Source organism: Pseudoxanthomonas sp. Soil82 (assembly GCF_040446535.1).
Classification (GTDB): domain Bacteria; phylum Pseudomonadota; class Gammaproteobacteria; order Xanthomonadales; family Xanthomonadaceae; genus Pseudoxanthomonas; species Pseudoxanthomonas kaohsiungensis.
Genome location: NZ_JBEAAK010000004.1, coordinates 157,787 through 174,111 on the forward strand (window position 1 = coordinate 157,787; position 16,325 = coordinate 174,111).

Here is a 16,325-nt window from a genome sequence, read left to right on the forward strand (position 1 = left end):
TGGGCTAAGGTGCGCCTTTCCCGGCGCGCGGTGATGGAATGAAGCTGGTCTCGGCATGGTTGGCGATCCCGTTCTGGCAGCGCGTGGCGGCCGGCTTCGTGCTGGGCGCGCTGGCGGGCTGGTTGATGGGGCCGGCCGCGCAGACCTGGTTCGGGCCGCTGGGCACCATCTACGTCACCCTGATCCGGATGATCGCCGTGCCGCTGGTGCTGTTCGCGGTGATTAATGCCGTGGCCTCGCTGCACGGGCAGAAGTCGGTGGCCGCGCTGGGCGGCCGCACCTTCCTGTGGTTCGCCGCGACCGCGGCGCTGGCGGTGTGCGTGGGCCTGGCCGTGGGCCTGGTGCTCAAGCCCGGGCATGGCCTGAGCGGCCTGCAGATGGCGCCGGACTACACCGTGCGCGAGGTGCCCACGCCGGTGCAGGTGCTGCTGGACGTGGTGCCCTCCAATCCGTTCAAGGCGCTGGCGGACGGCAAGATCCTGCAGGTGATCTTTTTCGCCGGCCTGGTCGGCTTCGCCCTGGTCAAGCTCGGCGAGCGCACCGCGCGCCTGCGCGCGCTGGCCGGCGAGGCCAGCGAGACGATGATCCAGGTCACCCGCTTCGTGCTGGAGACCACGCCCCTGGGCACCTTCGGCCTGATCGCCGGCCTGGTCGGCAGCTACGGCTTCGAGAAGCTGCTGCCGCTCGGCAACTTCGTCTTCGCCCTGTACCTGGCTTGCGCCCTGCACATCGTCGTGGTCTACGGCAGCCTGCTGCTGGCGCACGGGCTCAACCCGCTGAAGTTCTTCCGCGGCGCGGCCTCGGGCATGCAGGTCGCGTTCGTCAGCTCGTCGAGCTTCGCCTCGATGCCGGTGGCCCTGCGCAGCGTCACCCACAACCTGGGCGTGGACCGCGACTACGCGGCGTTCGCCGTGCCGCTGGGCGCGAGCATCAAGATGGACGGCTGCGGGGCGATCTACCCGGCGCTGACCAGCGTGTTCGTGGCCCAGTACTTCGGGCTGGACCTGTCGGTGAACCAGTACTTCGTGATCCTGCTCGCATCGGTGCTGGGCAGCTTCGGCACCGCCGGCGTGCCGGGCACGGCGATCGTGATGGTGACCCTGGTGCTGAGCGCGGCCGGCCTGCCGCTGGAGGGCATCGGCCTGCTGGTAGCGATCGACCGCGTCCTCGACATGATGCGGACGATGACCAACGTGACCGGGCAGATGCTGGTGCCGGTGCTGGTGGCCAAGGAGACCGGGTTGCTGGACCGCGAGGCCTACGATCGCGCGTCCAGCAATGTCGGGTTGGAGCACGAAGGCCTCGGCGACTGAGTCGTCGGCGTCAGTCGGGCGTGCGCGCGCCCGATCCGCTTGCGTTGGAGTCCTGGCCGCCGCCGGCGAACGCGCTGCGCGGATAGCGCACGCCGCGCTTGACCGTCTCGGTCACGCTGCGCAGGTGGTCGATATCGGCCAGCGGATCCTGCGCGAGCACCACCAGGTTGGCGAGCTTGCCCGGCTCGACCGTGCCCATGACCTTCTCCTGGCCCAGTGCGCGTGCGGCCGTGGCGGTCGCCGCGCGGATCACCTCCATCGGTGGCATCCCGACCGGGTCGGCGAGCAGGTCCAGTTCGTCGTGCAGTGCCGGGAACGGCGCATCCTCGGGGTTGTCGCCGTCGGTGCCGCTGGCGATCGCCACGCCCTGGCTGAACGCCTGCGCGGTCAGGCGCAGGGTCAGTCCGGCCGAGCAGCGCGGCGGCGCGCCCTTCCTGTCCCGCGCGTATTCCTCGACGTGGCGCACGTACACCAGGTTGGTGGCGTCGAGGATGATCCCGCGCGCGGCCATCGACGCGAACAGGTCGGTGATCGGGGCCGGCATCGCCCCGTCATTGAATGGCGCTTCGTCCACGGGCGTGCGCTCGTGGTAGCTAGCCGGCTTGCGTGCCGAGGCCTGGTAGGCGAGCGGGCAGCTGTGCGAGATCACGTCCACGCCGGCGGCCACGTCGTCCGCCGGCATCGCGGGAAACACCGCCGCATGCGCCCACACCGGGATGCCCTGGCGGTGCGCTTCGGCGGTGATCCTGGCCAGCAGCGGCCCGGGCATGTCGGCATACAGCTTGATGCCATCGGCCGAAGTGCCACGCGCCATCGCCACCGCCAGGACCAGGTCGGTGCGTTCGTCGATGGCCTGCATCCACGGCGTCTGCCCGGGCGTCCTGCCGCGGGTGACCGCGATCGTGCGCGGATCCTTGAAGAACCCAGGCCCGGCCATCAGCGCTGCGTAATGGATGTCCGGCGAGGGAATTTCCCCGACCAGGGCCTGGCGGGAAAGTTCGCCGACCGAACGCACGTCGTCGGCCATGCTGCGCACGGCGGTCACGCCGGAATACAGCTGGCGCCGCAGCGTCTTCCTGGCCGCGTCCGCATCCGGCGGCGTGGCCAGGTGGACGTGGGTATCGATCAGGCCGGGGATGACATGCCGCCCCTGCAGGTCGACCACCCGCGCACCGCGCGTATCGGCCTGCGCGTCGGGCAGCACCGCCACGATGCGTTCGCCCTCGACGACGATGCTGGTGCCGGGCCTGGCGGGCGCGCCGGTGCCGTCGATCAGTACCGCGTGGCGATAGATGGTCCGTTCCGGCGTGGCCTCGGTGGCGATGGCGGTGGAGGACAGCAGGAGCAGGCAACCCAGGAAGCCACGGCGCATTGCAATATCCATCCGGCGGGGGCGTGCAGCATCGCCGGTCACTGGCCGTTTACGCCAGCCCGCCGGCGCCTTCGCGCCGGCCTGCCCGCACGAGCCATCCGGCGAACAGCGCCGCGGTGAGGAACATCAGCAGGCTGTAGACCGCGGCCGGCGCCGCGATCGTGGAGCTCTCCAGCACGTTGAGCGCGATGAAGATGGCCAGGGTGCCGTTGTGGATGCCGATCTCCATCGCGATGGCGATCGCCTGCCCGCGCGGCAGGCGCAGCGCCAGCGGCGCCCAGTAGCCGGCGGCCATGCTGGCGAGGTTGAACAGCAGGCAGGCCGCGCCGACGGCGGCGAAGTAAGTGACCAGCACCTGCCAGGACTGGACCACGGCCACCGCCACCAGCAGTGCCAGCACCAGTACCGCCAGCACCCGCAGCGGTTTTTCGGCGCGCGCGGCCAGCGCCGGGAACAATCCGCGCACGGTCATGCCCAGCAGCACCGGCAGCAGGATGATCACCGCGACCTCGACGATCTTGCGCGTGGGCGGCGGCACGTACTGGCCCGCGCCCAGGAAATGTTCCAGGGCCAGGTTGAGGATCAGCGGCAGGGTGAGCAGGCACAGCACGCTGTTGATCGCGGTCAGGGTGATGTTGAGGGCGACATCGCCGCGCGCCAGGTGGCTGTAGATGTTGGCGGTGGCGCCGCCCGGCGAGGCGGCCAGCAACATCAGGCCCACGGCCAGTTCCGGCGGCAGGCGGAACGCCAGCGCCAGCCCGAACGCCGCCCAGGGGAGCAGAAGGGTCTGCAGCGCCAGCCCGACCAGCACCGCGCGCGGGTAGCGCGCCACCCGGCGGAAGTCCTCGACGGTCAGGCCGAGTCCCAGGCCCAGCATGATCACGCCCAGGGCCAGGGGCAGCATCAGGTTGGTCAGCAGCGTCGCCTGCATCTATGGCTCCCTTCCCCGCGGGTGGCCGATACCATCACCGATGGCGGCGCCGGCGGTCACGCTGCTGCGCCGCATGGTCCGCGTGCCGCGCTGCGCGTGGCGGCGTAACCTGACGGCGACGCCCTTTACCCCGTGAGGCCCGCCATGCCGGGACAACAGCGCGACCTGACCCTGCGCTTCCTTGCCGAACCGACCGACGTCAACTACGGCGGCAAGGTCCACGGCGGCATCGTGATGAAGTGGATCGACCAGGCCGGCTATGCCGCCGCGGTGGGGTGGAGCGGTCGCTACAGCGTCACCGTGGCCGTCGGCGGCATCCGCTTCGTCGCGCCGGTGCGGATCAGCGACCTGGTGGCGGTATCGGCCAAGCTGATCCACACCGGCAACAGCAGCATGCATTTCGCCATCGAGGTGCGCGCGCGCGACCCGATGGGGGGCGACTGGCGGCTGTGCACGCACTGCGTGATCGTGTTCGTGGCGCTCGACGCGGTCGAGGGCCGGCCGGTCGCGGTGCCGCCCTGGCTGCCGCAGTCCGACGAGGACCGGCGCATGGCCGAGTACGCCCTGAAAGTGATGGACCTGAGCAAGGGCATCGAGCAGACCGCCGCCGCCTACCAGTCGCCTGCCGGCGACTGAGGACGCGTCCCGGTGGCCTGTGCCGAAAGCACGAGGCCGCCACGCGGCGGCCTCGAAGAAGGGTCCGGCGATGGCGCCGCGGTCAGATCTCGACCCGGCGCGCCTGCATGAAGCGGTTGCTCCAGTAGCCGGTTTCCATGCTGTCCACGCGCACATCCTTGCCGCGGCTGGGCGCATGCAGGAACTGGCCGTTGCCGACGTAGATGCCGACATGGTTGACCCGGCCGCGCAGGCCGAAGAACACCAGGTCGCCGGGGGTGAGCGCGCTGCGGTCGCGGATCAGCTGGCCGGACGCGGATGCGGCCATCTCGCGCGACACGCGCGGCAGTTCCACGCCCAGCGCGCTGCGGAACACGTAGCCGACCAGGCCGCTGCAGTCGAAGCCCTCGGTGGAGGTGCCGCCCCAGCGGTACGGGGTGCCGACCAGCGACATCGCGGCCTTGAGCACCTGCTGCACCCGGCCCTCGGGGGCCTGGCTGCTCTGCGCAGGGACGCCCTGGGTGAGGTCGTAGGCGGCGAGCAGGCGGCTGACGTCGCCGGCGAACATCGCCGAGCGGTCCAGCAGCGGGAGGCTGTCGTTGCCGGCCAGGTGCGGCAGCAGCGCGGCGAGGGTCGCATTGGCGGCGGCATCGGCCTTCTGCCGCAGGCCGGAGGCCGGAGTGGCGGGCGCCTTGGCGCCGGCGACGACGGGCTGCTTGGCCAGCTGGGATGCCGCCGGCTTGGCCGCCGCGGAAGCGGCGACCGGCGCCGCCAGTTCCAGTTCGACCGGGACGATCACCTCGGCCGCCGGGGCGATGGCCTCGGGCACGATCGGCGCCGGTTCCGGCGCGGCCAGCGCAGGCAGGGCCGGCGCGGCGAGCAGGAAGGCGAGGAGGGGGCGGAGCACCGCCCGGGAGCGGGCGGTGGTAGTGGCGGCAGGCTGGCCTGGACGCAGGTCGTCGGTCGTCACGCGGGCATCACATCTACGGCAGTGGACGGATCATGCCGCCTTCACTGTCCCTTGATGTTCACAAAAAGTTAAATTTATGTAAAGGCGCGTGTGCGCCGTGTCCCATTTCAACGCAGAACGCGTTTGGCGCCGCTGTAGTGGTCTCGCCAGTAAGGGCCATCCAAGCGGTCCAGGCGCACCGTCCCGCCGGTACTCGGCGCATGGACGAAGCGGCCTTCGCCCACGTAAATGCCCACGTGGGTGACATTGCCGCTGCTGCCGAAGAACACCAGGTCGCCGCTGGCCAGCCGCTCGGGCGCCAGCCGCGGGCCCTGCACGCCGGCCAGTTCGCGCGAACTGCGGGGCAGGCGCAGGGCCAGCATGTCGCTGTAGACGTAGTTGACCAGTCCACTGCAATCGAACCCCGATTCGGGCGTATTGCCGCCGTAGCGGTACGGCGTGCCCACCAGGCTCAGCGCGCGCAGGGTGACCGCGTTGGCCGAGGCCGGGTCGTCCGGTGCCACCTGCGGCCAGTGGCGCGCCTGCGGGGTCTCGGGGCGGGTCGCTTCCCGGCCGCAAGCGGCCAGCAGCAGGGCCAGGCCCAGTGCCGCGAGGACGCCTGTCCGGCCCGGCGCTGGCACCGGGGGAAGCGGGACGGGATAATGCGGACCTTTCCTCACGGCGGCCATCATGGCCGCACTCCCCTGCGGCCGACAAGCCGTCCAACCGCTGCCGGTCCACGGGCAGCCATACCGAGTTGCGCATGAAGATCGAAAAAGACCGCGTCGTCCGTTTCCACTACACCGTTTCCGAAGTCGGCCAGGAGCCGCTGGAGAGCTCGACCGACCGCGATCCGATCGCGATCCTGGTCGGCCACGGCAACATCATCCCGGGCCTTGAGGCGGCGATGCAGGACAAGGCCGCAGGCGAGAAGTTCGCCGTCGACGTCCCGGCCGCCGAGGCCTATGGCGAGCGCCGCGAGGGCATGGGCCAGCGGATCCCGAAGAAGCACTTCGGCAATACCAAGCTGGCGCCGGGCATGCAGGTCGTCCTGCAGACCAATTTCGGCCCGCGCGCGGTGACCGTGGAGAAGGTCGGCCACAGCGTGGTCGACGTCGACCTGAACCACCCGATGGCCGGCAAGGACCTGCACTTCGACGTGGAGATCGTCGAGGTCCGCGAGGCCAGCGCCGAGGAAATCGAGCACGGCCACGTGCACGGCGATGGCGGCCACCACCACTGAGGCGGTTGCGCCGGCGGTGACGCGACGGCCCGCTTCGGCGGGCCGTTCGTTCTTTCGGGTCCGCCGGCCGGGCGCGCCGGCAGTTACGCCGGCACCGCCTCGCGGCTGCGGGCGAAGGCCTCGCGCACCGGGGCGAAGCTGCGCCGGTGGTGCGGGCAGGGACCGTGCTCGGCCAGGGCGGCCAGGTGCGCGGGGGTCGGATAGCCCTTGTGCACGTCGAAGCCGTAATGCTGATGTTCCTCGTGCAGCGCGCACATGAGGCGGTCACGCGCGACCTTGGCCAGGATCGAGGCGGCCATGATCGCCGGCTCCAGCGCGTCGCCGCCGACCACCGCCTCGACCAGGCATGGCAGCGCCCGCGGCACGGCGTTGCCGTCGATGCGAACCAGTTCGACCTGCGGCCCCAGCGCCAGGATGCACCGACGCATGCCTTCCAGGGTCGCGTGCAGGATGTTGAGCCGGTCGATCTCCTCCACCGGCACCATCTCGACGTGCCAGGCCAGGGCGCGTTCGACGATGCGCGGGTAGAGCGCCTCGCGTTGCGCGCGGGTCAGCTTCTTCGAATCGTCCAGCCCGCGCAGCCGGCGCCGCGGATCGAGGATCACCGCCGCCACCGCCACCGGACCGGCGAGCGGACCGCGGCCGGCCTCGTCCACCCCGGTCACGCGCAGCCGCCGGCGGTCGATGGCGAACATGTCCATGCCCGGGTCCTGCGCCGGGCCGGCGCCCGGCCGCTTCATGGCGCGGGCCGGCGCCCGCCGGCGAGCGCGGGCAGGCTGGCGACCGCGGCGGCGGCCGAGGCCGACGCACCCTGGCGCAGCTGCTCGTGCAGGGCCAGGTACTTCGGTTGCAGGGCGGCCACCGCCGCGGGCGACTGGAACCAGGTCAGCACCGCGTCGGCCAGCCGCGCCGGGGTGCAGTCGTCCTGCATCAGTTCCGGCGCCAGGTCCTCGCCGGCGAGCACGTTCGGCAGCGCGTAGCGGTCGACCTTGAGCAGGCCCAGCGCCCGCACGATGCGGTAGGTGAGCGGTGACACGCGGTAGCCGACCACCATTGGCCGTTTGGACAGCATCGCCTCGAGCGTCGCCGTCCCGGAGGCGAGCAGGACCACGTCGGCGGCCGCCAGCGCGGTGCGGGCCTGGCCGTCGAGCAGGTGCGAATGCATCACCGGCAAGGCCGAGCGCGACATCTGCGCCTGCAGCAGCTCGCGGCAGCGCGCGTTGGCCGCCGGCACCACCACGTGCAACGCACGCATTTCCTCGGCGACCTGCCAGGCGGCCTCGAAGAAGACCTCGCCCAGCCGCTCGATCTCGCCCAGGCGGCTGCCCGGCAGCACCGCCAGCACCGGCGCCCCGGCGGGCAGGCCCAGGGCCGCGCGGGCCGCTTCGCGGTCGGGATGCAGCGGCATCGCGTCGGCCATTGGATGGCCGACGAAGCGCGCGTCGACGCCATGCCGGGCGTAGATCGCCGGCTCCATCGGGAACAGGCACAGCACCCGGTCGGCACTGGCGCCGATCTTCTCGGCGCGCTTCTCGCGCCATGCCCAGACCGAGGGGCTGACGTAGTGGACGGTGGGCACGCCGCGTTGCTTGAACCAGCGTTCCACGCCGAGGTTGAAGTCCGGCGCATCGATGCCGATCACCACGTCCGGCCGCCAGGCCAGCGCGCGCGTGCGGAACTCCCGTCGCAGCTTCAGCAGGCGCGGCAGGTGGCGCAGCACCTCGAACAGCCCCATCACCGCCAGTTCGCTGGCGTCGTGCCAGGTCTCCACGCCGGCCGCGCGCATGGCGTCGCCGCCGATGCCGGCGAAACGCGCGTCGGGGAACCGGCGGCGCAGTTCCTCGACCAGGCCGGCGCCGAGCGCGTCGCCGGACGCTTCGCCGGCGACGAGCACGAAGCGCAGGCCGCCCGCGTCCGTGCGCTGCGCCGCTTCCCGTCCCCGGATGCGCTCGTTCATGGCGGCCCGACGCGGTGCGCTCAACGCAGCAGCGGCCGTTCGCCGCTGCCGATGAAGTCCAGCAGCAGGCGCACGTCTTCGCTGTCCAGCGCCTGCTGTGCCAGCTGCTCGCGGGCTTCGGCCAGCGGCAGCCCGGCGACGAACAGCGTGCGGTAGGCGCGCTTGATGGCCGCGATCCGCTCCGGGCTGAAGCCCCGGCGCTTGAGGCCCTCGCTGTTGATCCCGCGCGGCCGCCCGATCGAGTTGCCGCCGACCATCGTGAACGGAGTGACGTCGCCGTTGGCCAGCGCGCCCATGCCGAGGAAGGCGTGGGCGCCGATCCGGCAGAACTGGTGGGCGCCGGCGAAGCCGCTGATGATCACCCAGTCGCCGACGGTGACGTGGCCGGCCAGGGTGGTGTTGTTGGAGAAGATGCAGTGGTTGCCGACGATGCAGTCGTGGGCCACGTGGGTGTAGGCCAGCATCCAGTTGTCGTCGCCGATGCGGGTCACGCCGCCGCCGTTGCCGGTGCCGCGGTTGAGGGTGACGAACTCGCGGAAGACGTTGCGGTCGCCGATCACCAGCTCGGTGCGCTCGCCGGCGAACTTCTTGTCCTGCGGTTCGCCGCCGACGGCGCAATGGCCGATGAACCGGTTGTCGCGGCCGATCCGGGTCGGGCCGGCGAAGCTGCAATGCGGACCGATCTGGCAGCCGTCGCCGATCTCCACGTCCGGGCCGACCAGGGTGAAGGCGCCCACGCTCACGCCCTCGCCCAGGCGCGCGCCGGGATCGATGACCGCGGTGGGGTGGATCAGGGCATTGGCGTTCATGGGTTCGAAGTCCGTCGAGCGGGCGTCATTCGCGGGTGCCGGCGCAGAGCACCTCGGCGCAGGCGACGACTTCGCCGTCGACCTTGGCCTCGCCGTAGTACACGGCCATGTTGCGGATCACGCGCTTGATCTGCACGTGCAGCTCGAGCACGTCGCCGGGCACGACCTGCTTGCTGAAGCGGGCATTGTCGACCTTGACCATGTAGAACAGCTTGGACTGCGCGTCGCGACCGAGCGAGAGCTGGGTCAGCACGCCGCCGGCCTGGGCCAGCGCCTCGATGATCAGCACGCCGGGCATGATCGGCTGGCCGGGGAAATGGCCCTGGAAGAACGGCTCGTTGACCGTCACGTTCTTCACGCCGACGATGCGCTTGGCCTCGATGTCCAAGTCGACGATCCGGTCGACCAGCAGGAAAGGGTAGCGGTGCGGGATCAGCGAGCGGATCGTGTTGACGTCGACGGGAAGCTGCACGGTTTCGTTCATTCGGGACTTTCCTGGGTGGAGGCGTTGACGCGGCGCGCCAGTGCGTCCAGTTGCTTGAACCGGGCGGCGTTCTTCCGCCAGGTGCGGTTGTCGGTGAGGGGCGTGCCCGAGGAATACTCGCCGGGCTCGCGGATGGAATGGGTCACCAGCGACATCGCGGTGACCAGCACCTTGTCGGCCACTTCGAGGTGGCCGAGCACGCCGGCGCCCCCGCCGATCAGGCAGTAGCGTCCGATCTTCGCGCTGCCGGCGGCGGCCGAGCAGCCGGCCATCGCGGTGTGCGCGCCGATCCGGACGTTGTGGCCGATCTGCACCAGGTTGTCGATGCGCACGTCTTCCTCGAGCACGGTGTCGTCCAGCGCGCCGCGGTCGATGCAGCTGTTGGCGCCGATCTCGCAGTCGTCGCCGACCACCACGCCGCCCAGCTGCGGCACGTTGACCCAGGCGCCGGCGTCCATCGCCAGGCCGAAGCCGGCCGCGCCTAGCACCGCGCCGGGCAGGATCCGCACGCGCTTGCCCAGGCGTACCCGCGCCACCAGGGTGACCCGGGCCTGCAGCTCGCAGCCCGCGTCCAGGCTGCAGTCTTCGCCGATGCTGCAGCCCGGGCCGATCACGCAGCCGGGGCCGATGCTCGTGCGCGCGCCGATGCTGACGAAGGGGCCGACGTGGGCATCCGCCGAGACGGTGGCCGACGGGTCGATGACCGCGCTGGGGTGGATGCCCGGCGCGTGCGCCGGCAGCCGTTCGAACAGGGCCGAGATCCGGGCGAACGCGACGTAGGGATCCTTGGCCACCAGCGCGGTGCCCGGCGCCGACGGCACGTCGTCGGCGCGCAGGACCACCACGCCGGCGGCGGAGCCGGCCAGCTGCGGCCGGTAGCGGGGGTTGGCCAGGAATGCCAGCTGCGCCGGCCCGGCATGGGCCAGGGTGGCGACCCCGCTCACGCGCGTGCTGCCGTCGCCATGCAGCTGCAGGGCGAAGCGCTCGGCCAGTTCGGCGGCGGTGAAGGCGGGCGTGTCCATGGCGCGCATTCTAGCCGGACGTGCAGCGGCCACCGGACCGGGGCGTAGGGTCAGCGGCGCGCCAGCAGGACCAGCAGGGCGCCGGTGCCGCCTTGCGCCGTTGGTGCGGAGTGGAAGGCGAGGACCTCGCCGCGCTGGCGCAGCAGGCGGTCGACCAGGTTCTTCAGCACCGGCGTGCCATCGCCACCGCCGCCGCCCTTGCCATGGATGATGCGCACGCAGCCGAAGCCATGCTCGGCCGATTCGGCCAGGAACCGGGCCAGCAGGGTTTCGGCCTGCAGCGCGTTGGCGCCGTGCAGGTCGAGCTCGTCCTGCACGGCGAATTCGCCGCGGCGCAGCCGTTGCCAGGCGCGCGCGGGCACGCGCTCGCGGCGGAACGCGCTGGCGTCGCCGCGTCCCAGCGCGGCGTCAGGATGGTCGGCGATGTGCGTGCGACCCGGCTGGGGCTCGTCGCCCGGCGGCCGGCGCGCCGGCCGCGGTTTCGGCCTCGGCGGCGGCGCGTCGGCCCCGGTCCGCAGCGGCGCGACCTTGCCGATCGCGGCGCGGAACAGGCTGGCGTCGTCTTCGCCGTCGTCGTGCTCGTGCATGGCCACAGGGTAGCGCGGCGCGGGGCGGTTCCGCCGATGCGGCCGCATCGGCGCGCGAACCGCCGGGACGCTTCCGGTATCATGCCGGTGTTTTCGAGGAAGCCCATGCGCGTACTGGTAAGCAACGACGATGGCGTGGACGCGCCCGGCATCCATGCACTGGCCCAGGGCCTGCGCGAGGCCGGCCACGAGGTCTACGTGGTGGCCCCCGACCGCGACCGTTCCGGCGCGAGCAACTCGCTGACCCTGGACCTGCCCATCCGGGTGCGGCGGCTGGACCATTACACCTGCTCGGTCGCCGGCACGCCCACCGACTGCGTGCACCTGGCGCTGACCGGGATGTTCGAGTTCGAGCCGGACATCGTGGTGTCGGGCATCAACAACACCGCCAACCTGGGCGACGACGTCATCTATTCGGGCACCGTCTCGGCGGCGATGGAAGGCCGCTTCCTCGGCCTGCCGGCAGTGGCCGTGTCGCTGGCCACGCGCAACCACGAGGCCAAGCACTACGGCACCGCCGCGCGCGCGGCGGTGGAGATCGTGGCGCGGCTGGCCTCCGATCCGCTGCCCGCCGACACCATCCTCAACGTCAACGTGCCCGACCTGGCCTGGGAGGAGGTCCGTGGATTCGAGGTGAGCCGGCTGGGCAACCGCCACCGTTCCGAGCCCTGCGTGCCGCAGCCCGATCCGCGCGGTCGCACGGTCTACTGGATCGGCCCGGCCGGCCCGGAGCAGGACGCCGGCCCCGGCACCGACTTCCATGCCGTGCGCACCGGCCACATCTCGATCACCCCGATCCATGTCGACCTGACCCGCTACCAGGCGCTGGAGAAGGTCGCCGGCTGGGTCGGCGGCCTGTCCGCCGCGCTGGCCACGCCGGTGGGCGGCGGCCCGGGAGGCGGCGCATGACCCCGCGCCTGCGCCTGCAGCCGGAGGCGGTCGGGCTGGGCATGACCTCGCAGCGCGTGCGCGACCGCCTGGTCGAGCGCCTGCGCGACGGCGCCGCCAACGGCCAGGGCATCGCCGACGAGCGCGTGCTCAACGTGATCCGCACCCTGCCGCGGCACCTGTTCGTCGATGAGGTACTGGCCAGCCGTGCGTACGAAGACACCGCGCTGCCGATCGGCCACGGCCAGACCATCTCCCAGCCGTGGGTGGTGGCGCGGATGACCGAGCTGCTGCTGGAGAATGCGCCGTCCAAGGTGCTGGAGGTCGGCACCGGCTCGGGCTACCAGGCCGCGGTGCTCGGCGCGCTGGGCCTGGAGGTCTACACCGTCGAGCGCATCGGCGAACTGTTGCGCCAGGCGCGCAAGCGCTTCCGCACGCTGGGCATGAACATCCGCAGCAAGCACGACGACGGCCGCGTCGGCTGGCCCGAGCACGCTCCCTACGACGCGATCATCGTCACCGCCGGCGCGCCGGCGGTGGTCCCGGCCCTGGTCGAACAGCTGCGCCCGGGCGGGGTGCTGGTGGCGCCGGTCGGCGGCAGCGGCTCGCAGGCGCTGGTCCGGCTGCTGCGCCGCGAGGATGGCAGCGTCGAGGAGACGCGGCTGGCCGCGGTCAGCTTCGTGCCGTTGCTGTCCGGCACCATCGACTGAGCGCCATGGCCGAACCTGCGTTCGCGAAGATCAACGAAGCCGGCGCACTGGGCGACCAGCTCGCCGCCATCATCGAACAGCTCCCCCCGGACCGCCTCACCCTGGGCGAGCTGCTGCAGGTGTTTGGCGACGAAGGCCTGCTTCTGCTGACCATCCTGCTGACCCTCGTGTTCCTGATCCCGGTATCGATCCCGGGCGTGAGCACGGTATTCGGCGCGGCGATCCTGCTGGTCGGCATCAGCCGCGTCCTGCGGCGGCCGCTGTGGCTGCCGGCGAAGCTGCGCGAACGCGCGCTGCCCGCCGCGCGCCTGCGCCCGGCATTGAGCGGCGGCCTGCACTGGGTGCGCCGGCTGGAGAAGATCAGCCGTCCCTACCGGCTGCGGGGCCTGGTCGACGGGCGCGCGCAGGACATCTTCAACAACCTGGCCTTCATCCTCGCCGCACTGCTGCTGATGGCGCCGTTCGGCTTCATTCCCTTCAGCAACACGCTGCCCGGGCTGGCGCTGCTGTTCTATGCGATCGGCATGATCCAGCGCGACGGCACCGCGATCCTGCTCGGCCACCTGGCCAACATCGGCACGATCGTCTACTTCGGTATCCTGATCGGCGGTGGTGGCATGGCCGCGCACGGGTTGCTGCGGCATTTCACAGGATGACAGGCATGCTGTCGGCCCGGGGCCCGCGGCCGCGATGGATGGAGTGGTGATGACCGGAACAAGCGTACGCGTGCGGATTCGTTGCGGCCTGGCGCTGGCACTGGCCGTGCTGCTGGCCGCGTGCAGCAGCACCGTGGTGCGCACGCCGCAAGCCGAGGCGGGCCAAGCCGGTTCCAGCGGCCGCAGTGGCGCGTCGGTGGTGGTGAAGCAGGGAGAAACCCTGTATTCGATCGCCCGCCGGAACGGTGTCGCGGTCGAGGACATCGCCCGCTGGAACGGACTCAAGCCGCCGTACACGATCTACCCCGGCCAGCGCCTGGCGCTGGGCCAGGGCGGTGGCCGCAGCGGTGGGGCGACCGCGCCCACGCGCACGGTGACCGCACCGAAACCCGTGGCCCGGCCGGCGAGCCCCGCGCCCGCCTCCAGTGCGCCGGCCAGCAGTGGTTTCAGCTGGCGCTGGCCGGCCCAGGGCGTCCTGCTCAACACCTACGTGGCAGGCAACAACACCCGCCAGGGCATCGACATCGGCGGCAGCAGCGGCCAGCCGGTCACCGCGGCGGCCGACGGCGTGGTCGTCTATTCCGGCGCCGGCCTGGTCGGCTACGGCGAGCTGATCATCGTCAAGCACAACGAGCAGTGGCTGTCGGCGTATGGCCACAACCGCAAGCGGCTGGTCGCCGAAGGCCAGGGCGTGAAAGCCGGCCAGCAGATCGCCGAGATGGGCCGCACGGGTGCCGAGCGCGAAATGCTGCACTTCGAGATCCGCTACAACGGCAAGCCGGTCGATCCGCTGCTGTACCTGCCCAAGCGCTAGATCCCTCGATCGCGACCGTGGGCGGATCCCCCGCCCGGCGCAGCGCGCCGGGCGCTCGACCGCGCGCGATCCGGTGGATCGCAGGCTGCGCGGCCTCGCCCGCTACAACGGCAAGCCGGTCGATCCGCTGCTGTACCTGCCCAAGCGCTAGCCCCCTCGATCGCGACCGTAGGCGGATCCCCGGCCCGGCGCAGCGCGCCGGGCGCTCGACCGCGCGCGATCCGGTGGATCGCAGGCTGCGCGGCCTTGCCCGCTACAACGGCAAGCCGGTCGATCCGCTGCTGTACCTGCCCAAGCGCTAGACCCCTCGATCGCGACCGTAGCCGGATCCCCGGCCCGGCGCAGCGCGCCGGGCGCTCGACCGCGCGCGATCCGGTGGATCGCAGGCTGCGCGGCCTTGCCCGCTACAACGGCAAGCCGGTCGATCCGCTGCTGTACCTGCCCAAGCGCTAGTGCCGCCGCCGGTCAGCCGAGCAGGAAGGCCACGACCACGCGCCGGCCTTCGCCGGCCAGCACGTTGTAGGTGCGTGCGGCGGCGGCGTTGTCCATGACCTCGATGCCGATGCCGCGGGTCAGGCAGGCGGCCAGCACCGCGGGCGGCGGAAACACCTGGCGGCCGCCCGTGCCCAGCACCACGAGTTCCGGGGACAGCGCCAGCAGCGGCTGCAGGTGGGCCGGCTCCAGGGCGGTCGCACTGGCGGGCGGCGCCCAGTCCTCGAACAGGTGGTCCGGCGCGAGGGCGAAACTGCGCTCCAGCACGCGGTCGTTCACGCGCACGTGGCGCGCATCGGCGCCGCGCACCACCCAGGCGTAATCGGGGCGTTCGTGGCTCAGCTGCATCGCTTCGGGATCCGGTCCGGCCGCCCCGTCTCAGGCCCGCGGCAGCACGATCGCCGGCCTTTCGCTGGCGGGGCGGTAGAGGGTGGCGGTGTGGCCGATCCGCTGGACCAGCGCGGCGCCGGTCTGCCCGGCCAGCTCGGCGATCATCGCGTCGCGGGCCTCGCGGTCCTCGGCGGCGACCTTCACCTTGACCAGCTCATGGCGCTCCAGCACCGCATCCAGTTCGGCCACGAGGGCCGGGGTGACGCCCTTGCCCCCGACCTGCATCAACGCCTTGAGCCCGTGAGCCTGGCCGCGGAGGAAGCGGTTCTGGGCGTTGGTGAGGACGACGGACATCGGGATACCGGGGCGGGGCATGGGGTTGTTCAGGGTATCATGGCCGTCCATACCGCCACGGGCGTTCCGCCCGGTCTCCCCCGCATGTCCCGCAGCAAGAGCAGCCAGCGCTGGCTCCGCGAGCACTTCGCCGATCCGTACGTGAAGAAGGCCCAGGCCGAGGGCCTGCGCTCGCGTGCGGCCTACAAGCTCGAGGAGCTGATCGAGCGCGACCGCCTGCTCAAGCCGGGCATGGTCGTGGTCGACCTGGGCGCGGCGCCGGGCGGGTGGTCGCAGTACGTGCGCCAGGCGATGGGCGACGGCGGCCGGGTGCTCGCCCTGGACATCCTCGACATGCCGCCGCTGGCCGGGGTCGAATTCCTTCATGGCGACTTCAGGGAAGACGCCGTCTTATCGGAGCTGGAGGCACGGCTGGACGGCCAGCGCGTCGACCTTGTGCTGTCGGACATGGCCCCCAATATGAGTGGGGTGGACGTGGTCGACCAGGCGCGGGCGATGCACCTGGCCGAGCTGGCGATGGAGTTCGCCGACCACCACCTTCGCCCCGGCGGGACCTTCCTGATCAAGCTGTTCCAGGGGGTGGGTTTCGACGAGTACGTCCGCCAGCTGCGCCAACGCTACGAGAAGGTGGCGATCCGCAAGCCGGCGGCCTCGCGCAAGCGTTCGCCGGAAGTGTATGCCCTGGCCCAGGGCAAGCGCGCCCAGCCCCGTTGAGCCCGATCCGGTAAGCTCGACCCAAGCAAGACCACCCGACCAAGCCAGTGCGACACGCCATGTACAGGGAACCGCGGAGCCGATG

The 16,325-nt window shown here is 71.6% G+C and carries 20 protein-coding genes; 8 read left to right on the forward strand and 12 right to left on the reverse strand.

Annotation, left to right across the window (positions count from 1 at the left end):
• The first annotated feature begins 38 nt into the window (after positions 1-38).
• Positions 39-1,313 carry a dicarboxylate/amino acid:cation symporter gene (locus ABKA19_RS12080; protein ID WP_353689111.1) on the forward strand — a complete coding sequence of 425 codons (1,275 nt, stop codon included), beginning with the start codon at positions 39-41 and terminating at the stop codon, positions 1,311-1,313.
• A gap of 10 nt (positions 1,314-1,323) precedes the next feature.
• Here ABKA19_RS12080 and ABKA19_RS12085 read toward each other — a convergent pair whose 3' ends face one another.
• A complete protein-coding gene (locus ABKA19_RS12085; RefSeq protein ID WP_353689112.1) occupies positions 1,324-2,685 on the reverse strand; it encodes an amidohydrolase family protein in 1,362 nt (453 codons plus the stop codon).
• A 49-nt stretch (positions 2,686-2,734) separates the two neighbouring features.
• On the reverse strand, positions 2,735-3,616 hold the full coding sequence (locus ABKA19_RS12090; RefSeq protein ID WP_353689113.1) for a bile acid:sodium symporter family protein: 882 nt from the start codon (positions 3,614-3,616) through the stop codon (positions 2,735-2,737).
• A gap of 144 nt (positions 3,617-3,760) precedes the next feature.
• Between ABKA19_RS12090 and ABKA19_RS12095 the strand changes: the two genes are divergently transcribed.
• Positions 3,761-4,252: an acyl-CoA thioesterase gene (locus ABKA19_RS12095; protein ID WP_162376737.1), complete on the forward strand. Its 492-nt coding sequence runs from the start codon at positions 3,761-3,763 to the stop codon at positions 4,250-4,252.
• Between the two features lie 82 nt (positions 4,253-4,334).
• On the opposite strand, the gene ABKA19_RS12100 is transcribed toward ABKA19_RS12095, so the two are convergent.
• Positions 4,335-5,063, reverse strand: a complete 729-nt coding sequence (locus ABKA19_RS12100; RefSeq protein ID WP_502945797.1) for a C40 family peptidase — start codon at positions 5,061-5,063, stop codon at positions 4,335-4,337.
• A 245-nt stretch (positions 5,064-5,308) separates the two neighbouring features.
• Entirely contained in the window at positions 5,309-5,869 is a 561-nt protein-coding gene (locus tag ABKA19_RS12105; RefSeq protein WP_162376842.1) for a C40 family peptidase, read from the reverse strand.
• 74 nt (positions 5,870-5,943) lie between these two features.
• Between ABKA19_RS12105 and ABKA19_RS12110 the strand changes: the two genes are divergently transcribed.
• The gene (locus ABKA19_RS12110; RefSeq protein ID WP_353689115.1) at positions 5,944-6,423 is read left to right on the forward strand and encodes an FKBP-type peptidyl-prolyl cis-trans isomerase; all 480 of its coding nucleotides are present in this window, start codon (positions 5,944-5,946) and stop codon (positions 6,421-6,423) included.
• Positions 6,424-6,506: 83 nt separating this feature from the next.
• On the opposite strand, the gene rnhB is transcribed toward ABKA19_RS12110, so the two are convergent.
• Genes rnhB through ABKA19_RS12140 form a run of 6 tightly spaced genes read right to left on the reverse strand, consistent with a single transcriptional unit; the run spans position 6,507 to position 11,282 of the window.
• Entirely contained in the window at positions 6,507-7,124 is a 618-nt protein-coding gene (gene rnhB / locus ABKA19_RS12115) for a ribonuclease HII (protein ID WP_353689116.1), read from the reverse strand.
• Between the two features lie 35 nt (positions 7,125-7,159).
• Positions 7,160-8,380: a lipid-A-disaccharide synthase gene (lpxB, locus tag ABKA19_RS12120; protein ID WP_353689117.1), complete on the reverse strand. Its 1,221-nt coding sequence runs from the start codon at positions 8,378-8,380 to the stop codon at positions 7,160-7,162.
• 20 nt (positions 8,381-8,400) lie between these two features.
• A complete protein-coding gene (gene lpxA, locus ABKA19_RS12125) occupies positions 8,401-9,189 on the reverse strand; it encodes an acyl-ACP--UDP-N-acetylglucosamine O-acyltransferase (RefSeq protein WP_353689118.1) in 789 nt (262 codons plus the stop codon).
• 25 nt (positions 9,190-9,214) lie between these two features.
• Positions 9,215-9,673: a 3-hydroxyacyl-ACP dehydratase FabZ gene (fabZ, locus tag ABKA19_RS12130; protein WP_162376743.1), complete on the reverse strand. Its 459-nt coding sequence runs from the start codon at positions 9,671-9,673 to the stop codon at positions 9,215-9,217.
• Positions 9,670-10,695 (reverse strand): UDP-3-O-(3-hydroxymyristoyl)glucosamine N-acyltransferase, encoded by a 1,026-nt coding sequence (gene lpxD / locus ABKA19_RS12135; RefSeq protein ID WP_353689119.1) that lies wholly within the window; start codon positions 10,693-10,695, stop codon positions 9,670-9,672. Before lpxD ends, fabZ begins: the two co-directional genes overlap by 4 nt.
• A gap of 50 nt (positions 10,696-10,745) precedes the next feature.
• A complete protein-coding gene (locus ABKA19_RS12140; protein WP_353689120.1) occupies positions 10,746-11,282 on the reverse strand; it encodes a Smr/MutS family protein in 537 nt (178 codons plus the stop codon).
• Between the two features lie 105 nt (positions 11,283-11,387).
• Here ABKA19_RS12140 and surE point away from each other — a divergent pair, with 105 nt between their 5' ends.
• Genes surE through ABKA19_RS12160 form a run of 4 tightly spaced genes read left to right on the forward strand, consistent with a single transcriptional unit; the run spans position 11,388 to position 14,350 of the window.
• Positions 11,388-12,191 carry a 5'/3'-nucleotidase SurE gene (surE, locus tag ABKA19_RS12145; RefSeq protein WP_353689121.1) on the forward strand — a complete coding sequence of 268 codons (804 nt, stop codon included), beginning with the start codon at positions 11,388-11,390 and terminating at the stop codon, positions 12,189-12,191.
• Entirely contained in the window at positions 12,188-12,880 is a 693-nt protein-coding gene (locus ABKA19_RS12150; RefSeq protein ID WP_353689122.1) for a protein-L-isoaspartate(D-aspartate) O-methyltransferase, read from the forward strand. Before surE ends, ABKA19_RS12150 begins: the two co-directional genes overlap by 4 nt.
• A gap of 5 nt (positions 12,881-12,885) precedes the next feature.
• Entirely contained in the window at positions 12,886-13,536 is a 651-nt protein-coding gene (locus ABKA19_RS12155) for an exopolysaccharide biosynthesis protein (protein WP_162376748.1), read from the forward strand.
• A gap of 49 nt (positions 13,537-13,585) precedes the next feature.
• Positions 13,586-14,350, forward strand: a complete 765-nt coding sequence (locus ABKA19_RS12160) for a peptidoglycan DD-metalloendopeptidase family protein (protein WP_353689123.1) — start codon at positions 13,586-13,588, stop codon at positions 14,348-14,350.
• A gap of 465 nt (positions 14,351-14,815) precedes the next feature.
• On the opposite strand, the gene ABKA19_RS12165 is transcribed toward ABKA19_RS12160, so the two are convergent.
• Positions 14,816-15,190 carry an Mth938-like domain-containing protein gene (locus ABKA19_RS12165; RefSeq protein ID WP_353689124.1) on the reverse strand — a complete coding sequence of 125 codons (375 nt, stop codon included), beginning with the start codon at positions 15,188-15,190 and terminating at the stop codon, positions 14,816-14,818.
• 30 nt (positions 15,191-15,220) lie between these two features.
• Positions 15,221-15,526 (reverse strand): ribosome assembly RNA-binding protein YhbY, encoded by a 306-nt coding sequence (gene yhbY / locus ABKA19_RS12170; protein WP_162376751.1) that lies wholly within the window; start codon positions 15,524-15,526, stop codon positions 15,221-15,223.
• Between the two features lie 84 nt (positions 15,527-15,610).
• Here yhbY and rlmE point away from each other — a divergent pair, with 84 nt between their 5' ends.
• Complete coding sequence (rlmE, locus tag ABKA19_RS12175) at positions 15,611-16,240, forward strand: 23S rRNA (uridine(2552)-2'-O)-methyltransferase RlmE (protein WP_353689125.1); 630 nt, start codon at positions 15,611-15,613, stop codon at positions 16,238-16,240.
• Positions 16,241-16,325: the final 85 nt, after the last annotated feature.

What these genes read in the sequence shown, in the direction of transcription:
- ABKA19_RS12140 (WP_353689120.1), bottom strand. Translation starts at nt 11,282, where the DNA reads ATGCACGAGCACGACGACGGCGAAGACGACGCCAGCCTGTTCCGCGCC.
- rlmE (WP_353689125.1), top strand. Translation starts at nt 15,611, where the DNA reads ATGTCCCGCAGCAAGAGCAGCCAGCGCTGGCTCCGCGAGCACTTCGCC.
- ABKA19_RS12165 (WP_353689124.1), bottom strand. Translation starts at nt 15,190, where the DNA reads ATGCAGCTGAGCCACGAACGCCCCGATTACGCCTGGGTGGTGCGCGGC.
- ABKA19_RS12105 (WP_162376842.1), bottom strand. Translation starts at nt 5,869, where the DNA reads ATGGCCGCCGTGAGGAAAGGTCCGCATTATCCCGTCCCGCTTCCCCCG.
- ABKA19_RS12085 (WP_353689112.1), bottom strand. Translation starts at nt 2,685, where the DNA reads ATGCGCCGTGGCTTCCTGGGTTGCCTGCTCCTGCTGTCCTCCACCGCC.
- lpxD (WP_353689119.1), bottom strand. Translation starts at nt 10,695, where the DNA reads ATGGACACGCCCGCCTTCACCGCCGCCGAACTGGCCGAGCGCTTCGCC.
- rnhB (WP_353689116.1), bottom strand. Translation starts at nt 7,124, where the DNA reads ATGGACATGTTCGCCATCGACCGCCGGCGGCTGCGCGTGACCGGGGTG.
- ABKA19_RS12090 (WP_353689113.1), bottom strand. Translation starts at nt 3,616, where the DNA reads ATGCAGGCGACGCTGCTGACCAACCTGATGCTGCCCCTGGCCCTGGGC.
- ABKA19_RS12110 (WP_353689115.1), top strand. Translation starts at nt 5,944, where the DNA reads ATGAAGATCGAAAAAGACCGCGTCGTCCGTTTCCACTACACCGTTTCC.
- ABKA19_RS12095 (WP_162376737.1), top strand. Translation starts at nt 3,761, where the DNA reads ATGCCGGGACAACAGCGCGACCTGACCCTGCGCTTCCTTGCCGAACCG.
- lpxB (WP_353689117.1), bottom strand. Translation starts at nt 8,380, where the DNA reads ATGAACGAGCGCATCCGGGGACGGGAAGCGGCGCAGCGCACGGACGCG.
- surE (WP_353689121.1), top strand. Translation starts at nt 11,388, where the DNA reads ATGCGCGTACTGGTAAGCAACGACGATGGCGTGGACGCGCCCGGCATC.
- yhbY (WP_162376751.1), bottom strand. Translation starts at nt 15,526, where the DNA reads ATGTCCGTCGTCCTCACCAACGCCCAGAACCGCTTCCTCCGCGGCCAG.
- ABKA19_RS12160 (WP_353689123.1), top strand. Translation starts at nt 13,586, where the DNA reads ATGACCGGAACAAGCGTACGCGTGCGGATTCGTTGCGGCCTGGCGCTG.
- ABKA19_RS12080 (WP_353689111.1), top strand. Translation starts at nt 39, where the DNA reads ATGAAGCTGGTCTCGGCATGGTTGGCGATCCCGTTCTGGCAGCGCGTG.
- lpxA (WP_353689118.1), bottom strand. Translation starts at nt 9,189, where the DNA reads ATGAACGCCAATGCCCTGATCCACCCCACCGCGGTCATCGATCCCGGC.
- ABKA19_RS12155 (WP_162376748.1), top strand. Translation starts at nt 12,886, where the DNA reads ATGGCCGAACCTGCGTTCGCGAAGATCAACGAAGCCGGCGCACTGGGC.
- ABKA19_RS12150 (WP_353689122.1), top strand. Translation starts at nt 12,188, where the DNA reads ATGACCCCGCGCCTGCGCCTGCAGCCGGAGGCGGTCGGGCTGGGCATG.
- fabZ (WP_162376743.1), bottom strand. Translation starts at nt 9,673, where the DNA reads ATGAACGAAACCGTGCAGCTTCCCGTCGACGTCAACACGATCCGCTCG.